This window comes from Pseudomonas sp. LBUM1671 (assembly GCF_059695685.1).
Genome location: NZ_CP166782.1, coordinates 2,570,298 through 2,589,516 on the forward strand (window position 1 = coordinate 2,570,298; position 19,219 = coordinate 2,589,516).

The 19,219-nt window shown below is 58.3% G+C and carries 25 protein-coding genes and 1 pseudogene; 17 read left to right on the forward strand and 9 right to left on the reverse strand.

What is annotated here, in order from left to right; all coding sequences use genetic code 11:
- The first annotated feature begins 117 nt into the window (after positions 1-117).
- Complete coding sequence (locus ACA060_RS11910) at positions 118-1,017, forward strand: polysaccharide deacetylase family protein (protein ID WP_497317429.1); 900 nt, start codon at positions 118-120, stop codon at positions 1,015-1,017.
- A 211-nt stretch (positions 1,018-1,228) separates the two neighbouring features.
- Here ACA060_RS11910 and ACA060_RS11915 read toward each other — a convergent pair whose 3' ends face one another.
- Positions 1,229-2,110: a LysR family transcriptional regulator gene (locus ACA060_RS11915; RefSeq protein ID WP_077749269.1), complete on the reverse strand. Its 882-nt coding sequence runs from the start codon at positions 2,108-2,110 to the stop codon at positions 1,229-1,231.
- Between the two features lie 127 nt (positions 2,111-2,237).
- Here ACA060_RS11915 and ACA060_RS11920 point away from each other — a divergent pair, with 127 nt between their 5' ends.
- The 8 genes from ACA060_RS11920 to ACA060_RS11955 all read left to right on the forward strand — a co-directional run bounded on the left by ACA060_RS11920 (position 2,238) and on the right by ACA060_RS11955 (position 10,047).
- On the forward strand, positions 2,238-3,386 hold the full coding sequence (locus ACA060_RS11920; RefSeq protein ID WP_162556202.1) for a muconate cycloisomerase family protein: 1,149 nt from the start codon (positions 2,238-2,240) through the stop codon (positions 3,384-3,386).
- Between the two features lie 10 nt (positions 3,387-3,396).
- Entirely contained in the window at positions 3,397-3,687 is a 291-nt protein-coding gene (catC, locus tag ACA060_RS11925) for a muconolactone Delta-isomerase (RefSeq protein WP_109629998.1), read from the forward strand.
- Between the two features lie 55 nt (positions 3,688-3,742).
- Positions 3,743-4,672 carry a catechol 1,2-dioxygenase gene (gene catA, locus ACA060_RS11930; RefSeq protein WP_109630000.1) on the forward strand — a complete coding sequence of 310 codons (930 nt, stop codon included), beginning with the start codon at positions 3,743-3,745 and terminating at the stop codon, positions 4,670-4,672.
- 259 nt (positions 4,673-4,931) lie between these two features.
- Positions 4,932-5,891 carry an AraC family transcriptional regulator gene (locus ACA060_RS11935; protein WP_497317432.1) on the forward strand — a complete coding sequence of 320 codons (960 nt, stop codon included), beginning with the start codon at positions 4,932-4,934 and terminating at the stop codon, positions 5,889-5,891.
- A gap of 295 nt (positions 5,892-6,186) precedes the next feature.
- On the forward strand, positions 6,187-7,551 hold the full coding sequence (benA, locus tag ACA060_RS11940; RefSeq protein ID WP_497317433.1) for a benzoate 1,2-dioxygenase large subunit: 1,365 nt from the start codon (positions 6,187-6,189) through the stop codon (positions 7,549-7,551).
- Positions 7,548-8,036 (forward strand): benzoate 1,2-dioxygenase small subunit, encoded by a 489-nt coding sequence (gene benB / locus ACA060_RS11945; RefSeq protein WP_109630009.1) that lies wholly within the window; start codon positions 7,548-7,550, stop codon positions 8,034-8,036. Before benA ends, benB begins: the two co-directional genes overlap by 4 nt.
- Positions 8,037-8,046: 10 nt before the next feature.
- Positions 8,047-9,060, forward strand: a complete 1,014-nt coding sequence (gene benC / locus ACA060_RS11950; protein WP_497317435.1) for a benzoate 1,2-dioxygenase electron transfer component BenC — start codon at positions 8,047-8,049, stop codon at positions 9,058-9,060.
- Positions 9,061-9,273: 213 nt separating this feature from the next.
- A complete protein-coding gene (locus ACA060_RS11955; RefSeq protein ID WP_109630014.1) occupies positions 9,274-10,047 on the forward strand; it encodes a 1,6-dihydroxycyclohexa-2,4-diene-1-carboxylate dehydrogenase in 774 nt (257 codons plus the stop codon).
- 15 nt (positions 10,048-10,062) lie between these two features.
- Here the strand turns inward: ACA060_RS11955 and ACA060_RS11960 are convergent, their stop codons facing one another.
- Positions 10,063-10,425 (reverse strand): NUDIX hydrolase, encoded by a 363-nt coding sequence (locus ACA060_RS11960; protein WP_497317437.1) that lies wholly within the window; start codon positions 10,423-10,425, stop codon positions 10,063-10,065.
- Positions 10,426-10,636: 211 nt separating this feature from the next.
- Between ACA060_RS11960 and ACA060_RS11965 the strand changes: the two genes are divergently transcribed.
- Positions 10,637-10,837, forward strand: coding sequence for a DUF2188 domain-containing protein (locus ACA060_RS11965; protein ID WP_109630019.1), 201 nt, complete (start codon positions 10,637-10,639; stop codon positions 10,835-10,837).
- A gap of 120 nt (positions 10,838-10,957) precedes the next feature.
- The gene (locus ACA060_RS11970) at positions 10,958-11,305 is read left to right on the forward strand and encodes a hypothetical protein (protein ID WP_497317439.1); all 348 of its coding nucleotides are present in this window, start codon (positions 10,958-10,960) and stop codon (positions 11,303-11,305) included.
- Positions 11,306-11,389: 84 nt separating this feature from the next.
- On the opposite strand, the gene ACA060_RS11975 is transcribed toward ACA060_RS11970, so the two are convergent.
- Positions 11,390-11,638 carry a hypothetical protein gene (locus ACA060_RS11975; RefSeq protein WP_497317441.1) on the reverse strand — a complete coding sequence of 83 codons (249 nt, stop codon included), beginning with the start codon at positions 11,636-11,638 and terminating at the stop codon, positions 11,390-11,392.
- Between the two features lie 178 nt (positions 11,639-11,816).
- Between ACA060_RS11975 and ACA060_RS11980 the strand changes: the two genes are divergently transcribed.
- The 3 genes from ACA060_RS11980 (at position 11,817) to ACA060_RS11990 (ending at position 12,770) form a co-directional block, all read left to right on the forward strand.
- Complete coding sequence (locus ACA060_RS11980) at positions 11,817-12,035, forward strand: hypothetical protein (protein WP_109630027.1); 219 nt, start codon at positions 11,817-11,819, stop codon at positions 12,033-12,035.
- 72 nt (positions 12,036-12,107) lie between these two features.
- Positions 12,108-12,443 carry a hypothetical protein gene (locus tag ACA060_RS11985; protein ID WP_109630030.1) on the forward strand — a complete coding sequence of 112 codons (336 nt, stop codon included), beginning with the start codon at positions 12,108-12,110 and terminating at the stop codon, positions 12,441-12,443.
- A 105-nt stretch (positions 12,444-12,548) separates the two neighbouring features.
- On the forward strand, positions 12,549-12,770 hold the full coding sequence (locus ACA060_RS11990) for a hypothetical protein (RefSeq protein ID WP_497317443.1): 222 nt from the start codon (positions 12,549-12,551) through the stop codon (positions 12,768-12,770).
- A 19-nt stretch (positions 12,771-12,789) separates the two neighbouring features.
- Here the strand turns inward: ACA060_RS11990 and ACA060_RS11995 are convergent, their stop codons facing one another.
- The 3 genes from ACA060_RS11995 to ACA060_RS12005 form a co-directional block, all read right to left on the reverse strand.
- Entirely contained in the window at positions 12,790-13,020 is a 231-nt protein-coding gene (locus ACA060_RS11995) for a DUF6555 family protein (RefSeq protein ID WP_497317445.1), read from the reverse strand.
- A 120-nt stretch (positions 13,021-13,140) separates the two neighbouring features.
- Positions 13,141-13,380 carry a hypothetical protein gene (locus tag ACA060_RS12000; protein ID WP_109630037.1) on the reverse strand — a complete coding sequence of 80 codons (240 nt, stop codon included), beginning with the start codon at positions 13,378-13,380 and terminating at the stop codon, positions 13,141-13,143.
- A 120-nt stretch (positions 13,381-13,500) separates the two neighbouring features.
- The gene (locus ACA060_RS12005; protein ID WP_109630039.1) at positions 13,501-13,689 is read right to left on the reverse strand and encodes a hypothetical protein; all 189 of its coding nucleotides are present in this window, start codon (positions 13,687-13,689) and stop codon (positions 13,501-13,503) included.
- 218 nt (positions 13,690-13,907) lie between these two features.
- On the opposite strand from ACA060_RS12005, the pseudogene ACA060_RS12010 reads away from it, so the two are divergent.
- A pseudogene (locus ACA060_RS12010) lies at positions 13,908-14,225 on the forward strand (LysR substrate-binding domain-containing protein); the annotation flags it as partial.
- Here ACA060_RS12010 and ACA060_RS12015 read toward each other — a convergent pair.
- Positions 14,215-15,810, reverse strand: coding sequence for a lactate dehydrogenase (locus ACA060_RS12015; RefSeq protein ID WP_497317448.1), 1,596 nt, complete (start codon positions 15,808-15,810; stop codon positions 14,215-14,217). The pseudogene ACA060_RS12010 and the gene ACA060_RS12015 overlap by 11 nt on opposite strands.
- A 155-nt stretch (positions 15,811-15,965) precedes the next feature.
- On the opposite strand from ACA060_RS12015, the gene ACA060_RS12020 reads away from it, so the two are divergent.
- Together ACA060_RS12020 and ACA060_RS12025 are read left to right on the forward strand one after the other, a co-directional pair.
- On the forward strand, positions 15,966-16,193 hold the full coding sequence (locus ACA060_RS12020) for a PLD nuclease N-terminal domain-containing protein (protein ID WP_497317450.1): 228 nt from the start codon (positions 15,966-15,968) through the stop codon (positions 16,191-16,193).
- Between the two features lie 137 nt (positions 16,194-16,330).
- Positions 16,331-16,528 (forward strand): hypothetical protein, encoded by a 198-nt coding sequence (locus ACA060_RS12025; RefSeq protein ID WP_497317452.1) that lies wholly within the window; start codon positions 16,331-16,333, stop codon positions 16,526-16,528.
- A gap of 115 nt (positions 16,529-16,643) precedes the next feature.
- Here the strand turns inward: ACA060_RS12025 and ACA060_RS12030 are convergent, their stop codons facing one another.
- Positions 16,644-17,549: an amino acid ABC transporter substrate-binding protein gene (locus tag ACA060_RS12030; protein ID WP_497317454.1), complete on the reverse strand. Its 906-nt coding sequence runs from the start codon at positions 17,547-17,549 to the stop codon at positions 16,644-16,646.
- A gap of 48 nt (positions 17,550-17,597) precedes the next feature.
- Positions 17,598-18,938, reverse strand: coding sequence for a putrescine-ornithine antiporter (gene potE, locus ACA060_RS12035; protein ID WP_497317456.1), 1,341 nt, complete (start codon positions 18,936-18,938; stop codon positions 17,598-17,600).
- Positions 18,939-19,219: the final 281 nt, after the last annotated feature.

The window sequence follows — 19,219 nt, forward strand, 5'->3', positions numbered from 1 at the left end:
CTGTGTAACCTGATCCAACCTCGGCCCGTAGCCACCTGCGGGCCGACAATGGATCAATGGGCGAAGGGTTTTTGCCGTTTAACGTGATGACCTTAACGGTCTGGCCCAAGGCAAACCATGAAACAGCTGTTCAAGGTTCTCTGTGCGCTCGCCATCGCTGTCGGGCTGGTGGGCTGCATTGCCTCACCGATCGAACTGACCCCGCAAACCGAACAGCGTCTGCGCGAGCAGCCACCGATCCGCTTCCTGCTGACCTTCGACGACGGTCCAAGCGCGTCGAGCTTCTGGAACCCGAGCATGACGGTGCTCGACAGCCTCGCGCAGAACCCGGTGCAACCGGGGATCAAAGCGGTGTTCTTCGTCCAGACCGGCGCGCCACGGGCCGGCGACAGCGACATCGGACGCGCAGTTATGCGCCGGGAACAGGCGGAAGGGCATGTGCTGGGTTTCCACACGGCGACTCATTCGCACACCAATCACCGCTCGCTCAGCCCGCAAAAGCTGGAGCAGTCGCTGAGCAAAGGCAGTGCCGACATCGCCGCCATCACCGGCGCACCACCCACCCTGGTGCGTCCGCCGTTCTGGAACTACGACAAACGTGTGTTCGCCGCCTACCAGCGCCACGGCATGCACCTGTTGCTGACGGACCTGAGCGCCAACGACGGCAAGATCTGGGGCTTCAACGCCAGCCCGCGTCGACGGGCCAACATGCTGCTGCAACTGTCGCAAGTCCGCGAACGTATTGCGCTGGGCGAGTTGCCGACGGTGGACGGTGTGGTGCCGGTGGTGGTGACCTTTCACGACCTGAATCGCTATACCGCCCGGCATGCCCGCGAATATCTGCAAATCCTCCTGGACAGCGCCCGTGACACCGGGGTGACGGTGGCGCAAAAGCCGTTTTACGATGACAGAGCAGCGCTGCAACGGGCGGCTTTGGCGCGCACCGTAAGTAGCGGTTCAGAGGAAGTGAAGTTGCCGGGGATCTGGAATTGGCTGTGGGATGGGGATTCTCATTAGAACGTGAGAAATATGAGAAACGGCCCGTAGGAGCGTAATACTGTTCACTTAAACGCGAGCCCACACATTTGTGGCGAGGGGATTTATCCCCGTTGGGCTGCGAAGCGGCCCCAGCGTCATTTCAGGCAGAATAAGTTGTCTGGATTTACGACTGCTTCGCAGGCGAACGGGGATAAATCCCCTCGCCACAGGTCATTTTTTGGCTGCTCCATCACCGGGGCAGCAACTCATCAATCATCTTCAAGCAGTGATTCAACCCCGGCGTCACATCGCCCACGCGCCGGCTGAGGATGATCGGTGAGGTCGCGTTGTCTTCCAGCAGCGGGGTAAAACCAATGTCGTCTCGGTGCAGCAACTGCACCGACGCGGGTACCAGCGTGACCCCGATTCCAGCCCCCACCAGACCAATCGCGGTTTGCAGTTCGTTGGTCCATTGCGCCACGTGGATGCTCACGCCATAGGATTCGAACAGCGCAATTACATGATCGGCGTAGCTGGGGCGCGGGTTGCCGGGGTACAGCACAAAGGGTTCCTTGGCCAGTTGGCGCAGGCTGATCGGCCCGGCCAGCAGCGGATGGCCGGCGGGCAGGGCGGCGACCAGCCGGTCTTCGGTCAATACGGTCTGAATGATCGCCGGGTCGTCGATGCGAATCCGCCCGAACCCGATGTCGATGCGCCCGGCCTTTAGCGCCTGCACCTGTTGCAGCGTGGTCATTTCCGAAAGCCCGAGCTCAAGCTCCAGGGGCTCGCCACTGCGTAAACGGCGGATCAGTTCCGGCAGCACGCCGTAGAGGGTCGATGGCGCAAAGCCGATGCCCAGCCAGGTCTTTTCCCCCAGACCGATGCGCTTGGTGTTGTCGCACACTTTGGCGAGTTGTTCGAGCAGGGCGGTGGAGTGTTCATGGAAGAAACGTCCGGCGTCGGTCAGCTTCAGCGGCCGGCCGCGTTCGAGCAATAACACCCCGAGTTCATCTTCCAGTTGCTGGATCTGCCGGCTCAGGGGCGGCTGGGCAATGTGCAGCAGCTCGGCGGCGCGGGTGAAGTTGAGGGTTTGAGCCAACACCTGAAAATACCGCAGGTGACGCAGTTCCATGGGGCCTCCAGGCATTGATCAGTTGAATACCTTTAAGGTATCGAGCCAGACCAATTCTATATTGGCCGTGGGGAAAAAGCCGTACGAGAATCCATTTCAGAACTTCAAGAACCTGACGGGTATCGACATGCGTGCAACTGCCATTGAATCGATCGAGACGATCATCGTCGATCTGCCGACCATTCGCCCGCACAAACTGGCCATGCACACCATGCAGAACCAGACCCTGGTGATCATCCGTGTGCGCTGCGCCGATGGCATCGAAGGCATTGGCGAGTCCACCACCATCGGTGGCCTGGCCTATGGCAACGAAAGCCCGGACAGCATCAAGACCAACATCGACAAACACTTCGCGCCCCTGCTGATCGGTGAGGACAGCGGCAATGTGAACGCCGCGATGTTGCGCCTGGAACGCAGCATCCGTGGCAACACTTTCGCTAAATCCGGTATCGAAACCGCCTTGCTCGACGCCCATGGCAAACGCCTTGGCCTGCCGGTCAGCGAGTTGCTGGGCGGTCGCGTTCGTGATGCGCTGCCGGTGGCCTGGACCCTGGCCAGCGGCGACACCGACAAGGACATCGCCGAAGCGGAAAAAATGCTCGACCTGCGGCGCCACCGGATCTTCAAACTGAAAATCGGTGCCGGCGAAGTCAATCGCGACCTGGCCCACGTCATCGCCATCAAGAAAGCCCTGGGCGACCGCGCCAGCGTGCGGGTCGATGTCAATCAGGCCTGGGACGAGGCTGTCGCACTGCGCGCCTGCCGGATCCTGGGCAGCAATGGCATCGACCTGATCGAACAGCCGATCTCGCGCAACAACCGTAGCGGCATGGCACGCCTGAATGCCGTGAGCCCGGCGCCGATCATGGCCGATGAATCCATCGAGTGTGTGGAAGACGCCTTCAACCTGGCGCGCGAAGGGGCCGCTTCGGTGTTCGCCCTGAAGATCGCCAAGAACGGCGGGCCACGCGCCGTGTTGCGCACCGCCGCCATCGCCGAGGCCGCCGGTATCGGCCTGTACGGCGGCACTATGCTGGAAGGCGGGATCGGCACGCTGGCCTCGGCGCATGCCTTTGTCACCCTGAATAAACTGGCCTGGGACACCGAGTTGTTCGGCCCGTTGCTGCTGACGGAAGACATCCTCAGCGAGCCGCTGGTCTATCGCGATTTTGCGCTGCATGTCCCGCAAACACCGGGCCTTGGCCTGAGCCTGGATGAAGAGCGCCTGGCGTTTTATCGCCGCGACAAAACATCCACTTCCGTTCATCAAGCCTGAGGAGAGCATCATGCTATTCCACGTAAAAATGACCGTGAATCTGCCGGTCGACATGAATCCTGAAACAGCCACCAAGCTGAAGTCCGACGAGAAAGCCCTGGCCCAGCGCCTGCAAGAGCAAGGCAAATGGCGTCACCTGTGGCGCATCGCCGGGCACTATGCCAATTACAGCGTTTTCGACGTCGACAGCGTTCAGGAATTGCACGACCTGCTCATGCAATTGCCGCTGTTTCCGTACATGGCGATCGAGGTCGACGCGATGTGCCGGCATCCTTCTTCCATTCGAGACGATGACCGCTGAACCCAGCCTGTTCAGTTCGCTACGCTAATAATTACAAGATGAGGAACCGCCAAAAATGAACGTCAAGATTTCCCACACTGCCAGCGCCCAGAAGTTTCTCGAAGATGCCAGCGGCTTGCTCAACGACGCTGGCGACCCACGGGTCAAAGCCCTGATTTACCGCATTCTGCGTGATTCGGTGAACATCATCGAAGACCTCGCCGTGACCCCGGAAGAGTTCTGGAAAGCCGTCAACTACCTCAACGTACTGGGCGCGCGTCAGGAAGCCGGTTTGCTGGTGGCCGGGCTCGGCCTGGAACACTACCTGGACTTGCTGATGGACGCCGAAGACGAGCAGGCCGGGAAGGCGGGCGGTACGCCGCGGACCATCGAAGGTCCGTTGTATGTGGCGGGTGCGCCGCTGTCTGACGGTGAGGCGCGACTGGATGATGGCGTTGATCCGGGCGTGGTTCTGTTCATGCAGGGCCAAGTGCGCAACACCGCTGGCGAACCGTTGGCCGGTGCGGTGGTGGATGTCTGGCACGCCAACACCGGCGGCACTTACTCTTACTTCGATGCCACGCAATCGGAGTTCAACCTGCGCCGCCGCATCGTCACCGATGCCGAGGGTCGCTATCGCTTCCGCAGCATCGTGCCGTCGGGCTACGGTTGCCCGCCGGACGGTCCGACCCAGCAATTGCTCGATCAACTGGGCCGTCATGGCCAGCGTCCGGCGCATATTCACTTCTTCATCTCCGCGCCGGATCACCGTCACCTGACCACTCAGATCAACCTCGACGGCGACCAATACCTGCACGATGACTTTGCCTATGCCACCCGCGACGAACTGATCGCCCACATCGCCTTCAGCGACGATCCACAGCGTGCGGCGGCCCATGGCGTCAGTGGCCGGTTTGCCGAGATCGAATTCGATTTCACCTTGCAGACCTCTGCGCAACCTGACGAACAACAGCGTCACGAACGGGTTCGTGCACTCGAGGATTGATTGCTGCGCCTTGTGGGAGTGGGCCTGCTTGCGAAAGCGGAGTGTCAGTCAACGTTGATGTGAGGCTGGTGGCCCTATCGCGAGCAGGCTCGCTCCCACATTTTGACCGCGTTGGCCCTGAAGAAACCCGGCCAACTGTGGGAGCGGGCTTGCTCGCGATAGGGCCAGAACCTTCCACAGGTCAGCCCACTGACACACCGTTGCAGGTACTGCCTTAGAATGGCCCGACAACACCTATAACAACAACGAGAGTGACCCGATGATGCACGCGCAACTATTGAGTCAGCGCAGCAGAATATTCGACCACGCCGACCCTTACGCGGTGTCGGGTTATGTGAATCAGCATGTCGGCAACCATTGCATCCTCATGCCCAGGGCCGGCAGTCCGCTGGCCAGCCTCGGTCATCGCAAATTCGCCAGCCTCGACCTGTGCCGTATCAGCTACGGCGCCAGTGTGCGAGTGACCTCCGGCGCGCTGGAAACGATCTATCACCTGCAAGTGTTGCTGCGCGGCAACTGCCTGTGGCGCGGGCACGGTCAGGAGCATTACTTTGCGCCGGGCGAATTGCTGCTGATCAACCCCGACGATCCGGTGGACCTGACGTACTCCGACGATTGCGAAAAATTCATCCTCAAAGTGCCGACCCGACTGTTTGAGTCGGTGTGCGAGGAGCAGCGCTGGCGCTATCCGGGGCAGGGCGTGCGGTTTCTGGAAAACCGTTATCAGCTCGATCAACTGGAAGGTTTCGTCGGCCTGCTGGCGATGATTTGCCAGGAAGCCGAAGCCACCGAGCAGATCCCACGGGTGCAAGAACACTACGCGCAGATCATCGTCAGCAAGATGCTCAGCCTGATGAAAACCAACGTCATCCGCGGCAGCCTCGGTTCGTCGTCGGCGACGTTCGAGGGGATTGCCGATTACATCGCACGCAACCTCAAGCAGGACTTCGACAGTGAAGAACTGGCGCGCCAGGCCAGTATGAGCCTGCGTTCGCTGTACGGCTTGTTCGAGCGCAACGCCGGCACCTCGCCGCAAAACTACATCCGGCAGAAGAAACTCGAACGCATCAACCTGTGCCTGAGCGACCCGACCTGCAATGTGCGCAACATCACGGAAGTGGCCATGGATTACGGCTTTCTGCACTTGGGGCGGTTCTCCGACAACTACCGCAAACAATTCGGCGAATTGCCGTCGGACACCCTCAAGCGCCGGCACTGACTGCAGACGACGAACACCTGTGGCGAGGGAGCTTGCTCCCGCTCGACTGCGCAGCAGTCGCAAACCTGTGACCCCGGTTTTACAGAATGATCGCGGTTGCAGGTTTTGGGGCCGCTTCGCAGCCCAGCGGGAGCAAGCTCCCTCGCCACAGGTCAGTGTTAATCCTTGTGATAAGCATCAGCCATTCACCGCACGTTGCAGTAATCGGATGCACGTCTGCACCCATCGGATAGTCCCCCGCATCCCCCCGTCCTAGCATGGCCCTGCCTGAATAAAAACAATGGAGGCGGCGGCCATGTCCCTGCGACCCGAATACCTTCACTCCCTGCTCGAAGACGACAAAGAACAGGGCATCTACCGCTGCAAGCGCGAGATGTTCACTGACCCACGGCTGTTCGACCTGGAGATGAAACACATCTTCGAAGGCAACTGGCTGTACCTGGCGCACGAAAGCCAGATCCCCAACATCAATGATTTCTACACCACCACCATGGGGCGCCAGTCGATCTTCATCGCGCGCAACAAGGAGGGTGTGCTCAACGCCTTCATCAACGCCTGCAGCCATCGGGGCGCGACGCTGTGCCGGCACAAGACCGGCAACAAGAGTTCCTACACCTGCCCGTTCCACGGCTGGACCTTCAACAACTCCGGCAAACTGCTCAAGGTCAAAGACCCGGCGGCTGCGGGTTACCCCGCGAGCTTCAACTGCGAAGGCTCCCACGACCTGACCAAAGTCGCGCGTTTCGAGTCCTATCGCGGCTTCCTGTTCGGCAGCCTCAATGCCGATGTCGTGCCGCTGGTTGAGCACCTGGGCGAGTCGGCCAAGATCATCGACATGATCGTCGACCAGTCCGCCGATGGCCTCGAAGTGCTGCGCGGCTCCTCAAGCTACATCTACGAAGGCAACTGGAAACTCACCGCGGAAAACGGCGCCGACGGCTACCACGTCAGCTCGGTGCACTGGAACTACGCCGCCACCCAGAACCAACGCAAACAGCGTGAAGCCGGTGACAGCAACCCGACCATGAGCGCCGGGAGCTGGGCCAAGCAGGGCGGGGGTTTTTACTCGTTCGACAAGGGCCACATGCTGCTCTGGACCCGCTGGTCCAACCCTGAGGATCGTCCGCTCTACGAGCGCCGCGACGAACTGTCCCGGGACTTCGGCCAGGCCCGCGCCGACTGGATGATCGAGAACTCGCGCAACCTGTGCCTGTACCCGAACGTGTACCTGATGGACCAGTTCAGCTCGCAGATCCGCATCGCCCGGCCGATCTCGGTCGACCGCACGGAAATCACCATTTACTGCATCGCCCCCAAAGGCGAAAGCGACCACGCCCGGTCGAGCCGGATTCGTCAGTACGAGGATTTCTTCAACGTCAGTGGCATGGCCACGCCGGATGATCTGGAAGAGTTCCGCTCGTGCCAGACCAGCTATCAGGGCAGCGTCACGACATGGAATGACATGTCCCGCGGTGCCGAGCACTGGGTCGAGGGCGCCGATGAGGCGGCCAAGGAAATTGATCTGCATCCGCTGCTCAGCGGCGTGCGTACCGAAGACGAAGGCCTGTTCGTGCTGCAACACAAGTACTGGCAGCAAACCATGCTCAAGGCCCTGGCCGCCGAACAGTCCGGGTTGATTGCTGTGGAGGCCGTGCAATGACCATCACTTATGACGCCGTGCGCGATTTTCTCTACCGCGAAGCGCGCTATCTCGATGACAAGCAATGGGACGACTGGCTGGAAATGTACGCCGCCGATGCCTCGTTCTGGATGCCGTCCTGGGATGACAACGACGAGTTGACCGAAGACCCGCAGCGCGAGATTTCGCTGATCTGGTACGGCAACCGCACCGGCCTGGAAGACCGCATCTTCCGGATCAAGACCGAGCGCTCCAGCGCGAGCATTCCGGACACCCGCACCTCGCACAACATCAGCAACATCGAGCTGCTCGAACAGGCTGACGGCCTGTGCAAGGTGCGCTTCAACTGGCACACCTTGAGCTTTCGCTATAAAACCGTCGACAGCTATTTCGGCAGCAGTTTCTACACCCTTGATGTGCGCGGTGAAAACCCGTTGATCAAGGCCAAGAAAGTGATCCTGAAGAACGATTACGTTCGCCAGGTCATCGATGTCTACCACCTCTGAGGCGGCCGTCATGACTCATTCCATTGCATTCAATTTTGAAGACGGCGTCACCCGGTTCATCGACGCCAATGTGGGCGAAACCGTGGCCGATGCTGCGTACCGCCAGGGCATCAACATTCCGCTGGATTGCCGCGACGGCGCGTGTGGCACTTGCAAGTGTTTTGCCGAGGCCGGTCGTTATGACTTGGGCGAGGAGTACATCGAAGACGCGCTCAGCGCCGATGAGGCCGAGCAGGGTTTCGTCCTGACCTGCCAGATGCGCGCCCAGAGCGATTGCGTGGTGCGCGTGCCGACTTCATCGCAGGTGTGCCGCACCCAGCAGGCCAGTTATGACGCCACTATCAGTGCCGTGCGACAGCTGTCCGACAGCACGATCGCGCTGTCGATCAAGGGCGAGTCGCTGAGCAAACTGGCGTTCCTGCCGGGCCAGTATGTGAACCTCGGGATTCCCGGCAGTGAACAGACACGCGCGTATTCCTTCAGCTCGCTGCAGCGTGACGGCGAAGTCAGTTTCCTGATCCGCAACGTGCCCGGCGGCTTGATGAGCAGCTTCCTCACCGGCATGGCCAAGGCCGGCGATAGCATGCGCCTGGCCGGGCCATTGGGCAGTTTTTATCTGCGTGATATCCGCCGGCCGTTGTTGCTGCTGGCGGGCGGCACCGGTCTGGCGCCGTTCACCGCGATGCTGGAAAAAATCGCCGAGCAGGGCAGTGAGTATCCGCTGCATTTGATCTACGGCGTGACCAACGATTTCGACTTGGTGGAACTGGATCGGCTCGAAGCGTTTGCCGCGCGAATTCCGAACTTCAGCTTCAGTGCCTGCGTCGCCAACCCCGACAGCCAGCACCCGCTCAAAGGCTACGTAACCCAGCACATCGAGCCACGGCATTTGAACGATGGCGACGTCGACGTCTACCTGTGCGGCCCGCCGCCGATGGTCGAAGCGGTCAGCCAGTTCATTCGCGAACAGGGCGTCGCCCCGGCGAACTTCTACTACGAGAAATTCGCCGCCAGCGCGGCTTGAGTATCAGCAACGACACCGTCTCTGTAGCAGCTGCCGAGCCTGCGAGGCTGCGTTCGGCTGCGCAGCAGTCGTAATACTTGAGTGCACAGTCTTCCTGATGCACCGCATTCACTGATCTCACGACTGCTTCGCAGCCGAACGCAGCCTCGCAGGCTCGGCAGCTGCTACAGAGATAGCCGTTCCCGCGAAATTGATTTTCGTATTGAGGTGACCATGAACAGATTTCACGAAAAAGTCGCGCTGATCACTGGCGCGGCGCAAGGCATCGGTCGGCGGGTGGCGGAGCGCATGGCCGCTGAGGGTGCGCGATTGATTCTGGTTGATCGCTCGGACCTGGTGTTCGAGGTGCAGCAACACTTGGCGCAGGACAGTCAGGTGCTTGCCTTGACCGCTGACCTTGAGCAATACAGCGAATGCAGCCGTGTGATGCGCACCGCCGTCGAGCGCTTCGGGCGTCTGGATGTGCTGGTGAACAACGTGGGCGGCACGATCTGGGCCAAGCCTTTCGAGCACTACGAAGAGCAGCAGATCGAGGCTGAAATCCGCCGTTCGCTGTTTCCGACATTATGGTGCTGCCATGCTGCGCTACCGTTCATGCTGGAGCAGGGCAGCGGCGCCATCGTCAACGTATCCTCCATCGCCACCCGCAGCATCAATCGCGTGCCGTACGGCGCGGCGAAGGGCGGCGTCAACGCGCTGACCGCCTGCCTGGCGTTTGAAACCGCCGGGCGAGGGGTTCGGGTCAATGCCACTGCGCCCGGTGGCACGGAAGCGCCGCCACGGGTCATCCCGCGAAACAGTGAAGAGCAGAGCACCGAAGAAAAGGTCTGGTACCAGCAGATCGTCGACCAGACGCTCGACAGCAGTTTGATGAAGCGCTACGGCACGCTGGATGAGCAGGCAGGCGCTATCCTGTTTCTGGCCAGCGACGAAGCGTCGTACATCACCGGCATGATCATGCCGGTGGGCGGCGGCGACCAGGGCTGAGATGACTGCACAAACTTACAGGCGACGCTGAAAGGCTCTGACGATCTTGAGCGTGGCGTCGCTTGTGTTCAGGTTCTGCACCGCATCCAGCGGATACCACAAGCAATCGAAAATCTCATTGAGTGGCCGGGCTTCGTCCGAATTGAGCACTGACGCCTCATAAACATGGTGTCGGGTGCTGCCCGTTTCCAGCTCCATCAAGTACAGCAAGCCGTCGACGCCCAGCCCTGTTTCTTCCCGGAGTTCGCGCATGGCTGCGCCCGCAGTGGTTTCACCGCGCTCGACTTTTCCTCCGGGCAAGGTCCAGCGGCACCTGGGTTTGCGCACCAGGAGAACATGCCGATCCTGCTCGCAAATGACTGTTGCCCGTACTTTCATGTGTTACTAAACCGTCGCTTGTCATAAAACAGTCATAAAAATGCAATATTCAGGCCGAGGCCCGTGTTTCAAGGGTTGGAGTCAAGGGAGCCGCAGAAAGTGCAAAGCGATGTCGTAAACCCGGCGCGACGTCTGGTCGGCACTTGGGCGAAGGTCGGGTGTAAGGTAGCCAAGTCAATCGAGGCTTATCACTGCCGAAAAGGAGGTGACTATGAGCGTTCCGATGCTGAATAAAATGCACATGAACGGTTATGACGTACTCAGCGTAAACAACGGCCCCTGGCGGGTGTGCACCAAAGGCGACCGGCTCGGAGCCTTTGGCAGCAGAGAGGAGGCACTGGCGTTTGCAGCCGCTCTTCCCGCCTACAAAGCTAGAGCGGGTCGATCGACTGCAAGCCAGAAATCAGAATGAGCGAGCGTTTGAAGCCCTGGTATGCCGGGGCTTTTTTTTTGTCTTCAAACCAGGGGCGGGAGGATTTTAAACGTGACATTTGGGTGATAGGGTGGCCGCTTTCAATTCAAGGAAGAAAGCATGTTGAAAGGTCGCTGGGCTGCTCTGGCAATGTTGTCTGCTCTTTGCCTCGCGGGTGTCAGTCAGGCTCACGCCCAGACGCAAGGCGAGATTCACACCAATCAAAAGGTCTGCGATGTTTTCCGTGTTTTGGCCGGATCGATCATGCAGTCCCGGCAAAATGGGGAATCGAAAGAAAGTCTGCTGGCGGTGAAGTCGGGTAATCCCGAGCATGACAAGTTGGGCGCAATGTTGATCAACGTAGCTTACAAAGAGCCCGTTCTCGATTCTCCTGACCTCAAAAGCGAAAAGATCACTTCGTTCGCGGATAAATGGCGAGACACTTGTAATAAACCTGTTTCCGGCTAGCCCGGTACGCCGCACTGGCTAGTAACCTCCACCGCCAGCACGACGACCAGCGCGAATGGAAGCTTGTTCATGACAAGGCTCCCGCTATCGCGCTTTTTGAGCTTTCGTCCGACTGATGATTTTGGCTTTCACTTCTTCGGCATAGCCCGCCAGTCGCTGTTCATCGCCTTGAAATAGATTGCACAACTTCATGGCCGCTTGCGCATCAACATCATTGCCAGCCAGGCGTAGTTGCTCTGCAATGCGCAAGAGTTCCACCGCCGACCACCTCAGGTCTGACGCAAGTCCTTGCAGATCACGCCGAAGTTCATTTTCATCCTCGTTGAGCCACATGATGACCTCCTGCAAATACCCCGCTACAAAAGAGTAGTCCCAATTAACGGACAAGGCGTCTGTTCGTCGGCTGCTCAATGAATGGAAGACGCACCGCTTGTCGGGAGAATGAGCGCGAACGAACAGACGTGATGTCGTACTGAGGTGGCGAATTTTCGCTAGGGCAAGGGAACCTCAAATGACCAGTACCGATGATTTCAGATTCCATGCACATGAGTTGATTGTTGACCTGGACGCAGCCACCACGGAGATGATGAAGCTGATTACGGCCCATCAGTTGAGCGGGCCGGAGTGGGAACGGGTCACTCTATGGCAGCATGAAGCGTATGAGCGATGGATGACGTATTTGAACGAACGGTCTTATCCAGCGCCCGGCGATCACAATGCGGCTCCCTGAGGGCTGATTCTATTGATGGATGTCCGGTCCGCTACGCGCTACATTTCCCGTTTTTCAGGATAAGGAAGCGTCATGCGAATGTTGATTGGGGGATTAGCGATGACGATGCTGGCGGGTTGTTCATTGCCGGCATCCCTGGTTCCAGGTGAGCCTAACGTCAGCAAGTACAGTAATAAACCGCCCAAAGAGTACGCCGCGTGTCTTTTGCCATTATGGCAACAGGAAGTCTCCAGAACGACTCAGACTGCGATTTCCAATGGTTACCGGATCAACGCGCCCAGCATCATCACGGCTGACGAGATTCTGGACATCGTGAAATACAAGGACGGCAGTCGCGTATCGCTGTATCAGGGGCCGCCGTGGGCCAAATCGGACGCGATGCGTAAAGCGGTTCGCAGCTGCTTGTAACACTCGCTTCTTCTGAGCTTCATAGATAAGCGCCGTACGTCGGAATCGAGGAACGGTCATTCATTCAGAAACTTCCAAGTGAAAAACTGGCCTTGGAGTTGGGTGATGAATGACGATCAAAAGAAACAAGCCCTGGCGGCCTGGTACAAACTTCTGAACGAGCCGGAAATTCGCATGGATGTTGAAGAGCAGTACGACGAGTTGCTCAAGGCCGCCGACGAGATGGAACGTATCGGGCTGATCAACAGCACGGAATGGCGCAAGTTAGTGAAGGAAGCGGGTACCGCATTTGCAAAAGCGATAGAGGGTGTGGACGGCGGCACGTAGGTGGGCCGCACACTGGCGTTTAAGGTAACTCCTCCCAATTGACCTGTATCAAGCCATGTTCCTGTGCATGGCTGCGCACAGCATCGAAATTTTGTTGGTCGTGATTGTCCCCGTACGAAAGCCCGATTCCCGAATGCAGGCAGGCGTAGTACCAAGCGTCTGCCTCAGTCATGTGGGAGTCGGGTTGTACAAAAATATTCCGAGTCTTGTTAAAGCCATACGTGATTTGAAAATATCGAGGGCGGGTCATCCGAATCTCCAGGTGCTGCCACTACGACATTGATGGCGTAGTGCCAGTTCCTTCTATTTTCGGACTTTTGTCTGCTTCAACAAAACGCCAGGTTTTTCCGTCATTCATTTATGCACGCGCTCATGGCGTGTTCTCGCGGGGGCGCTCAGCCAGCATGCATTGAAGGCATTCAGTGTTGAGCTGCAAGCATTCCTTGTCGGCCTCTATCCGTGTCAGGTAGGTGGTGGGAAGTCTTCGTTTTTCTTCATTGTCGTAGAGGTTGAACCCGATGGGGGCGGTTTTGCAGTAGAAGCGCGTTCCGTTGCGCGTTGATCCCGTTTCCGTGGGTATTGCAGGAACAACAACGAATCTTGGAATCATCCTCGCGTACTCCTTCCGAATTCACCTTAACGTGTAGCGGCTACTGGCCACCACCGCAAGGGAGCGCTTGAAGTATCCGATGAACAGAGCAGATCTGTTGAACTGTACGGACAGAAGCCATCAGGAAGTCGGGCGGCGGCGCTCGACGCCAGAAGGGTTTCCGGTGTCTATCAGCCTTCGCTCTGCCAGGACATTATCAAGAGCCTGGCGGGCATTGCGGTCCAGTTCATTCTCTCTCTCTTTGAGTGCAAGCAAGATTGGGTTGGACCAGGCGCGATAGGTTTTCTCGGCTTTGTAAATGGACGTCATCTATCCTCCTTGATCACGCGCCCGCTGGGGAAGCAGGGCCTCTCGATTCGGTAGAAACCCTAGTCGAGGAAACGGCTTTGCGCCAGTGAGGCGCACTGCAATGGTGCGCCTGGGGGGAGCGTTGATTGCTCTATCGAGGAGCGCCATTGCGCTTTGATCAGAGATTTAGACGGTGTAAATCAGATACACAGCAACGATCAGGGATGAGCCGGGTAATCACGTTCCGGGGTGACGAGCAAACCATCCAGCTCAACGTGCACGGCCGCCTGCAAAGTAACAACGCCGACATCTTGCGCGAAGCGGCAATTGCGGGCGGCGGGGTGACCCTGCTGGCCGACTGGCTGGTGCGCGACGACGTCGCCGCAGGCCGGCTGACCCGTTTGCTGGAACATTACGAAGTCAATCCCGGCAGTGCGAGCAGTTGCATCAATGCGCTGTATTTGCCCAATCACCGGGGTTCCAGCCGCATCAATGTATTCATCGACTTTCTGGAGGAGATCCTCACGCCGCTCACTCCGTGTACTGTTAATCCTTGAGCTCGCTCGGGTCGCTGACCAACATCACGTTGCCCTGAATAGCGGCCAAGGTGTATTCGAGCAATGACGTGCCCCGTCCCAGTGTCGCGGCCTTGTCCTGCTCCAGTGCCTGTTGCAGAACGACAAGGTAATTTTGCGTCTTCGAGGCCGAGGCAGGGATCACATTGTCCTCTTCCAAATGCCCCTTTACGTATTTGGAAATGCGCGTGGACTGGCTTGCCGAATGGCTGACGGATGCTTCAACCAACTCACCTTCGACATAACCGATGCGGCTGGTGCTGCTGGCCTGATCGTTGATCTGGTAGTACCGGTAGTTTTGCGATTCCGAGTCAGTGGTCAGTTCCAGCTTTTGCCCGGCATACAGTGGCTTATGGTACTGGGCTGTCAGATGTGATTGCTGGTTCTGGACAAGGGTGCGGTTGAGCCGATTCAGACCTTTGGATTGCGTGGCTTGGGATAAGTCGTAGCTAAACGAATCGAGCTCGCCAGGCCGTGCGGGATTGCCATTTACAGTCTTCTCGGTGACCGTCGCGCTGAAATCGGCGAGGCCGGAGAGCAAGCTGCGGTCGGTGTCTGTCAGATGGTTCGAGCCAGGGGGCTGCTGCACGGTTGCGGCGAGGCTTTCCGAGTAATTTGTGTGTACGGTCTTGAACGCACTCTCGAACATCGATAGCAGGCGTGAGTCGCCATCGCCTCGATCGCGCGCCGCTTCTATTTGACGCAGGTAGCTCTCGAGCGCCTTGGCCTTCTGAGTGCTGTTGCCGAGAATCGCAGCATTTTTCAAGTCCGCGGCGATGTTGAGATCACCCGCCGCGCCACTCATGCGCACGCGGCGCTGGCTTGCATCGGCATGCAGATCAAGGGTCTGCGTGCTGTCATCGCTGAGCTTGAACCGTGTGACCAGGTCGACCGAAGAAAACACCTTGGAATCGAACTGCATCAGCGCCTCCAGCTTGAGTTGCGGCGGCACCGCAGTCAGTCCTTGAATGGCCGACTCAAAGCCATCCGCCATTGCGCCCAGCGCAGCCAGTTCTTCTTTGCTCAGATCACCACCCTCGACCTGCGCCTGCACCGCCAGCGCATTGTCCTGGCTGGACAGGGTCAATTGGACAGTCTTGCCACTCGCTGTTTTCAGCGTGAGGCTGATGGAATTGTCCGCGACGCCACTGTGAAGTTTGGCTTGGGCAGCCGCCAGCTCACCGGCCTCAAGCGGCCTTCCAGTCGATGAGCGAATCACTGACTGGGAAATGTTTTTGTTGGTTTCAGCCAATTGCAAAAGCAGTGAAGCGCCCAGGTTCTGGAACCGGCCGACAGTCGACGAATTCCCGAAATTGCCCCTCATGTGCATGGACACTTTGTCGTGCTGCAGGTATTCCCAGGAAAGCGGTGCATCAAGCTCCGCTATCACACCCCGAGAGGTATACGTCTGTGCATCAATGGCTTTGTTGTCTTGCAGCAAAGTGACTATCGACGAGGGCGAAGACACGGTGGCTGTCGATTCGGCGGGATGGCCGACGAGCACGGAGGTCGCTACTTTTGCGACCGTCAGTGGCTGTGTGGCGGAGATAGAAGAGATTACGGTCACGGCTGCTCCATGCTGATGAGGTCCTGGGTAATTTGTCGGCGGTGGATGCGACAACTTGAGGTTTGGGTGCGGGAGGTAAAACCTGCGAATTGAAACTTTGAACACCTTCCATCGCGACCGGCCTAATCCACTATATGAATCAGGAGGGCATGATCATGTCCGAAGCCGCCAGTTATTTTGCAATTGCCGTAGCAGTGATTATCTTGCTCGTCGACCTGTGGGCAATTGTCAGTGTGTTCCGCAGTGACAAGCCTGTGGGCATCAAAGCCGCCTGGGCCATCGGGTTGATCGTTTTCCCGGTGCTCGGATTGGTTGTCTGGGGGATTGCCGGACCGCGCGGGATCAAGGAAGGGCCTACATCACCTGAACACAGCAAGGGGTGAGCCGATTCAGACGGAGCAAAAAAATCGCCTGATCGCCGGGCCTTTTTCGCCGTTCGTCCAATGCCTGGCACTTGCTCTGCGCTCTCTGCTCTCAATTACAAGCACGGACATCCCGCGCATCAGAACGGAGAACCCGCATGGACATTGATGAAAATGCACCTGGAAACATTTCTCAGGCAGGCGTAACGAGGGGCACGGATAACGAAGCAGGTCACGATCCCAAGGGGAAGGACCCTGAGGTTGCGCTGCCGCCGGACGACGAAGCGCCTGTCGATGAAGAGTTGGCGGATGTAGACGCCGACAACTCGGTGTCGAGCGAGCATCCCAGGCCGTAAAGATTTCCAACGCCATGGCAAGACGTCCCGCTGACCGCGATGACATTGGCGACCGAGCCGAAAGGGGGCAAGTGTGTCCTGCGCACTTGTCGACCACGTTGATTCTGGTTTTTATCTAAGGTATCGCATAGACCTTGAAGAGCTTTTTGGTCGTCTCGCTGACGCCACCGAGGTACTTGTCGAATCCCTGCTCAATCTCGCCCGACCTGTACATTTCACTGAGCGCAGTATCAACCAGCAAACGAAAATTCTCATCGTTTCGGTCCACTGCCATTGCGGTGGGTGAGTACTCAAAAACGCGTTCGAGCAGCACCAGGCTGGTTGCCGACTTATCTGTGGCGAGGAGGTTCTGGAGCATCATGCGTTCGGCGAAGAACGCGTCGGCTTTGCCTTCGGAGACCAGCGTGAGGCCTGCGGCGGTGTTTTCGACGGTGACCAGAGTGGCCACCACGCCCAGTAGTCGCATCTGCTGACGAATCCATGTTTCGGTGACACCGCCAGCCGTGGCGGCATAGGTTTGGTTGGACAGCCCATGGTTGACCGTCGCTCGCCAGGTTGGCCCGGTCCGAGCCACCTTGCCATTCAGCACATTGAGCAACGCCTCTGATGCATCTTGGCGCACCACGGCCGAGAGGCCGGCCGTGTAGATCGGTACCGAGTAGCTCACTACCTTGCGCCGCTCCAGTGTGGGGGGCGTCGGCGTACAAAGAATATCGACCGTCCCCGAGTTGACGGCGCTCATCTCGTCGGTGACCGTGACGGGCAGGTAACGTATTTGCAGGCCGGGCAAACCCAACTCAGTCTTCACCTTGTCGGCGATTTTCAGGCAGAGATCGATGGCATAACCGCTGGCTTTATCGGCTGCCTGGACACTGAAAGGTGCAAAGTCCGGCAGGTAACCGAGGGTGAAGGTATTGCTCGCCCGCACGCGCTCAAGGGTATTGGCATTGGCCAGTACGGACACCAGCATGAGCAAGCAGACGAGCAGCAGGTTGTTGGTGTTGGTCAGTTTCACGTTCATATCCTGATTCCCCGAATTCAGATGTCTGTGCAGTTCTGAAATCAACGGTCAAGGGGTGTCGGCCCGGGTCTGCGCGGCGGGAGATGCCTCGACACTACGTTTGGCGAGGAAACCATAAAGCAGGTAGCCGAACACCAGGACGAGGGTGCCGCCGAACACGGCGTCTCTGCCGCAGGCATACAGGGCGTACAAGGAATAGGCCACGGCAACCAATAACAATAGGGTGTTGCGGGTGTACACACCGAAACCGACCTTGGCTTTGTACATCATGATCAGCAGGCCGGTGGCCGCCGTCACGTAGGGGATGAGGTTGGTCACTGCCGCCAGGCTGACAAGTTTTGCGAATTGGGCACTGGCATTGGGCGAAATGGTCGATAGTGCCAGCAACGTCTGCAACACACCGCAGACCAACATTCCGACTATAGGGGCATTCCGTGCGCTGACCTTGGCGAACAGTTTCAGGAACATACCCTGGTCAGCCGTCATCTTGGCGGTTTGCGCCAAGGTGAACTGCCAGCCCAGCAGCGAACCGACACAGGCCATCACCGCCAGCGCCATGATGATGTTGCCCACCGTGGGGTTGAACATGTGTGCATAGACGAGCGCGAAAGGGGCCGATGAGTTGGCCAGTTCGGCATTGGGGATGATGCCTTGAATAACGGTTGTCGACAGCACATAAACCACTGCCGCACCCAGCGTGCCAAACAGGCACGCCAGCGGTACCGTGCGTTTGGGATCTTCCACTGCATCGGAGGCCTGTGCTGCCGATTCCATGCCGAGGAAGGCCCACAGGGTCAGGGGAATCGCCTTGCTGATGGCTTCAGAGATGGGCAAGTCGTTCGGGTTCCAGGCGGCAGCCAGCACATCGGGCTTGAACCAGAACCAGCCGATGATGCTCAAGCCGGCCACCGGGATGATCACACCCCACACGGTAATCGCACCGATCTTGCCCGTGATGCCGGGGCCGCCAAAGTTGGCCACAGTGGTCAACCAGAGCAAGCCGACCGTTCCGATGAACAGCGGAATGGCGCCACTCCCCAGCCACGGCAAGAACGATGTCATATACCCCACTGCGGAGATGGCGACCGCCACGTTGGCGATGGCCAGCGAAAGGAAGTACAGATACGAGCAGAGGAAGAACCCTGATTTGGCGTGCGCCTCTTCGGTATAGGCGGATAACCCGCCTGGGCGCGGACAGTAGATGCCACACTGGGAAAAGCAATACGCGATGGCCATGGAACCGACGGCAGTGACGATCCATGACAACAATGAAACAGCGCCGAGCTGAGCCATGCTTGTCGGTAACATGATGATGCCCGAGCCCATCATGTTAACTGTCACCAGTGTGGTGAGCCCCATGAGGCTCATTTTCTTGCTTGAGTCGGCCATCGAAAACTCCTTGATCTGCTCAACGCATTGAGCCTGAATCCGGCGTTTGATTACGTGTTGTCGGGCAAGGGGCCGTCCAGAGAAAACACGGCGCCGGCACCATCGGTATAGTCGGTTTGATCGAGAGCGGAAATCTTTGTGAAATTGCGAAAGCAAATTTCATATTTAGTTGGCGACCGCTTGCTTGAAGGCGCAGAGATAAGCAGGTTGAGTTCGTCAGTTGTTGAGTCATCTGATTTGAATCAATCAATCGACAAATCCTTTGCTCCTCGCATTTGAAG

Excerpts from the sequence above, each read along its gene's own strand:
- ACA060_RS11910 (WP_497317429.1), top strand. The coding sequence starts at position 118 with ATGAAACAGCTGTTCAAGGTTCTCTGTGCGCTCGCCATCGCTGTCGGG.
- ACA060_RS11915 (WP_077749269.1), bottom strand. The coding sequence starts at position 2,110 with ATGGAACTGCGTCACCTGCGGTATTTTCAGGTGTTGGCTCAAACCCTC.
- ACA060_RS11920 (WP_162556202.1), top strand. The coding sequence starts at position 2,238 with ATGCGTGCAACTGCCATTGAATCGATCGAGACGATCATCGTCGATCTG.
- catC (WP_109629998.1), top strand. The coding sequence starts at position 3,397 with ATGCTATTCCACGTAAAAATGACCGTGAATCTGCCGGTCGACATGAAT.
- catA (WP_109630000.1), top strand. The coding sequence starts at position 3,743 with ATGAACGTCAAGATTTCCCACACTGCCAGCGCCCAGAAGTTTCTCGAA.
- ACA060_RS11935 (WP_497317432.1), top strand. The coding sequence starts at position 4,932 with ATGATGCACGCGCAACTATTGAGTCAGCGCAGCAGAATATTCGACCAC.
- benA (WP_497317433.1), top strand. The coding sequence starts at position 6,187 with ATGTCCCTGCGACCCGAATACCTTCACTCCCTGCTCGAAGACGACAAA.
- benB (WP_109630009.1), top strand. The coding sequence starts at position 7,548 with ATGACCATCACTTATGACGCCGTGCGCGATTTTCTCTACCGCGAAGCG.
- benC (WP_497317435.1), top strand. The coding sequence starts at position 8,047 with ATGACTCATTCCATTGCATTCAATTTTGAAGACGGCGTCACCCGGTTC.
- ACA060_RS11955 (WP_109630014.1), top strand. The coding sequence starts at position 9,274 with ATGAACAGATTTCACGAAAAAGTCGCGCTGATCACTGGCGCGGCGCAA.
- ACA060_RS11960 (WP_497317437.1), bottom strand. The coding sequence starts at position 10,425 with ATGAAAGTACGGGCAACAGTCATTTGCGAGCAGGATCGGCATGTTCTC.
- ACA060_RS11965 (WP_109630019.1), top strand. The coding sequence starts at position 10,637 with ATGAGCGTTCCGATGCTGAATAAAATGCACATGAACGGTTATGACGTA.
- ACA060_RS11970 (WP_497317439.1), top strand. The coding sequence starts at position 10,958 with ATGTTGAAAGGTCGCTGGGCTGCTCTGGCAATGTTGTCTGCTCTTTGC.
- ACA060_RS11975 (WP_497317441.1), bottom strand. The coding sequence starts at position 11,638 with ATGTGGCTCAACGAGGATGAAAATGAACTTCGGCGTGATCTGCAAGGA.
- ACA060_RS11980 (WP_109630027.1), top strand. The coding sequence starts at position 11,817 with ATGACCAGTACCGATGATTTCAGATTCCATGCACATGAGTTGATTGTT.
- ACA060_RS11985 (WP_109630030.1), top strand. The coding sequence starts at position 12,108 with ATGCGAATGTTGATTGGGGGATTAGCGATGACGATGCTGGCGGGTTGT.
- ACA060_RS11990 (WP_497317443.1), top strand. The coding sequence starts at position 12,549 with ATGAATGACGATCAAAAGAAACAAGCCCTGGCGGCCTGGTACAAACTT.
- ACA060_RS11995 (WP_497317445.1), bottom strand. The coding sequence starts at position 13,020 with ATGACCCGCCCTCGATATTTTCAAATCACGTATGGCTTTAACAAGACT.
- ACA060_RS12000 (WP_109630037.1), bottom strand. The coding sequence starts at position 13,380 with ATGATTCCAAGATTCGTTGTTGTTCCTGCAATACCCACGGAAACGGGA.
- ACA060_RS12005 (WP_109630039.1), bottom strand. The coding sequence starts at position 13,689 with ATGACGTCCATTTACAAAGCCGAGAAAACCTATCGCGCCTGGTCCAAC.
- ACA060_RS12020 (WP_497317450.1), top strand. The coding sequence starts at position 15,966 with ATGTCCGAAGCCGCCAGTTATTTTGCAATTGCCGTAGCAGTGATTATC.
- ACA060_RS12025 (WP_497317452.1), top strand. The coding sequence starts at position 16,331 with ATGGACATTGATGAAAATGCACCTGGAAACATTTCTCAGGCAGGCGTA.
- ACA060_RS12030 (WP_497317454.1), bottom strand. The coding sequence starts at position 17,549 with ATGAACGTGAAACTGACCAACACCAACAACCTGCTGCTCGTCTGCTTG.
- potE (WP_497317456.1), bottom strand. The coding sequence starts at position 18,938 with ATGGCCGACTCAAGCAAGAAAATGAGCCTCATGGGGCTCACCACACTG.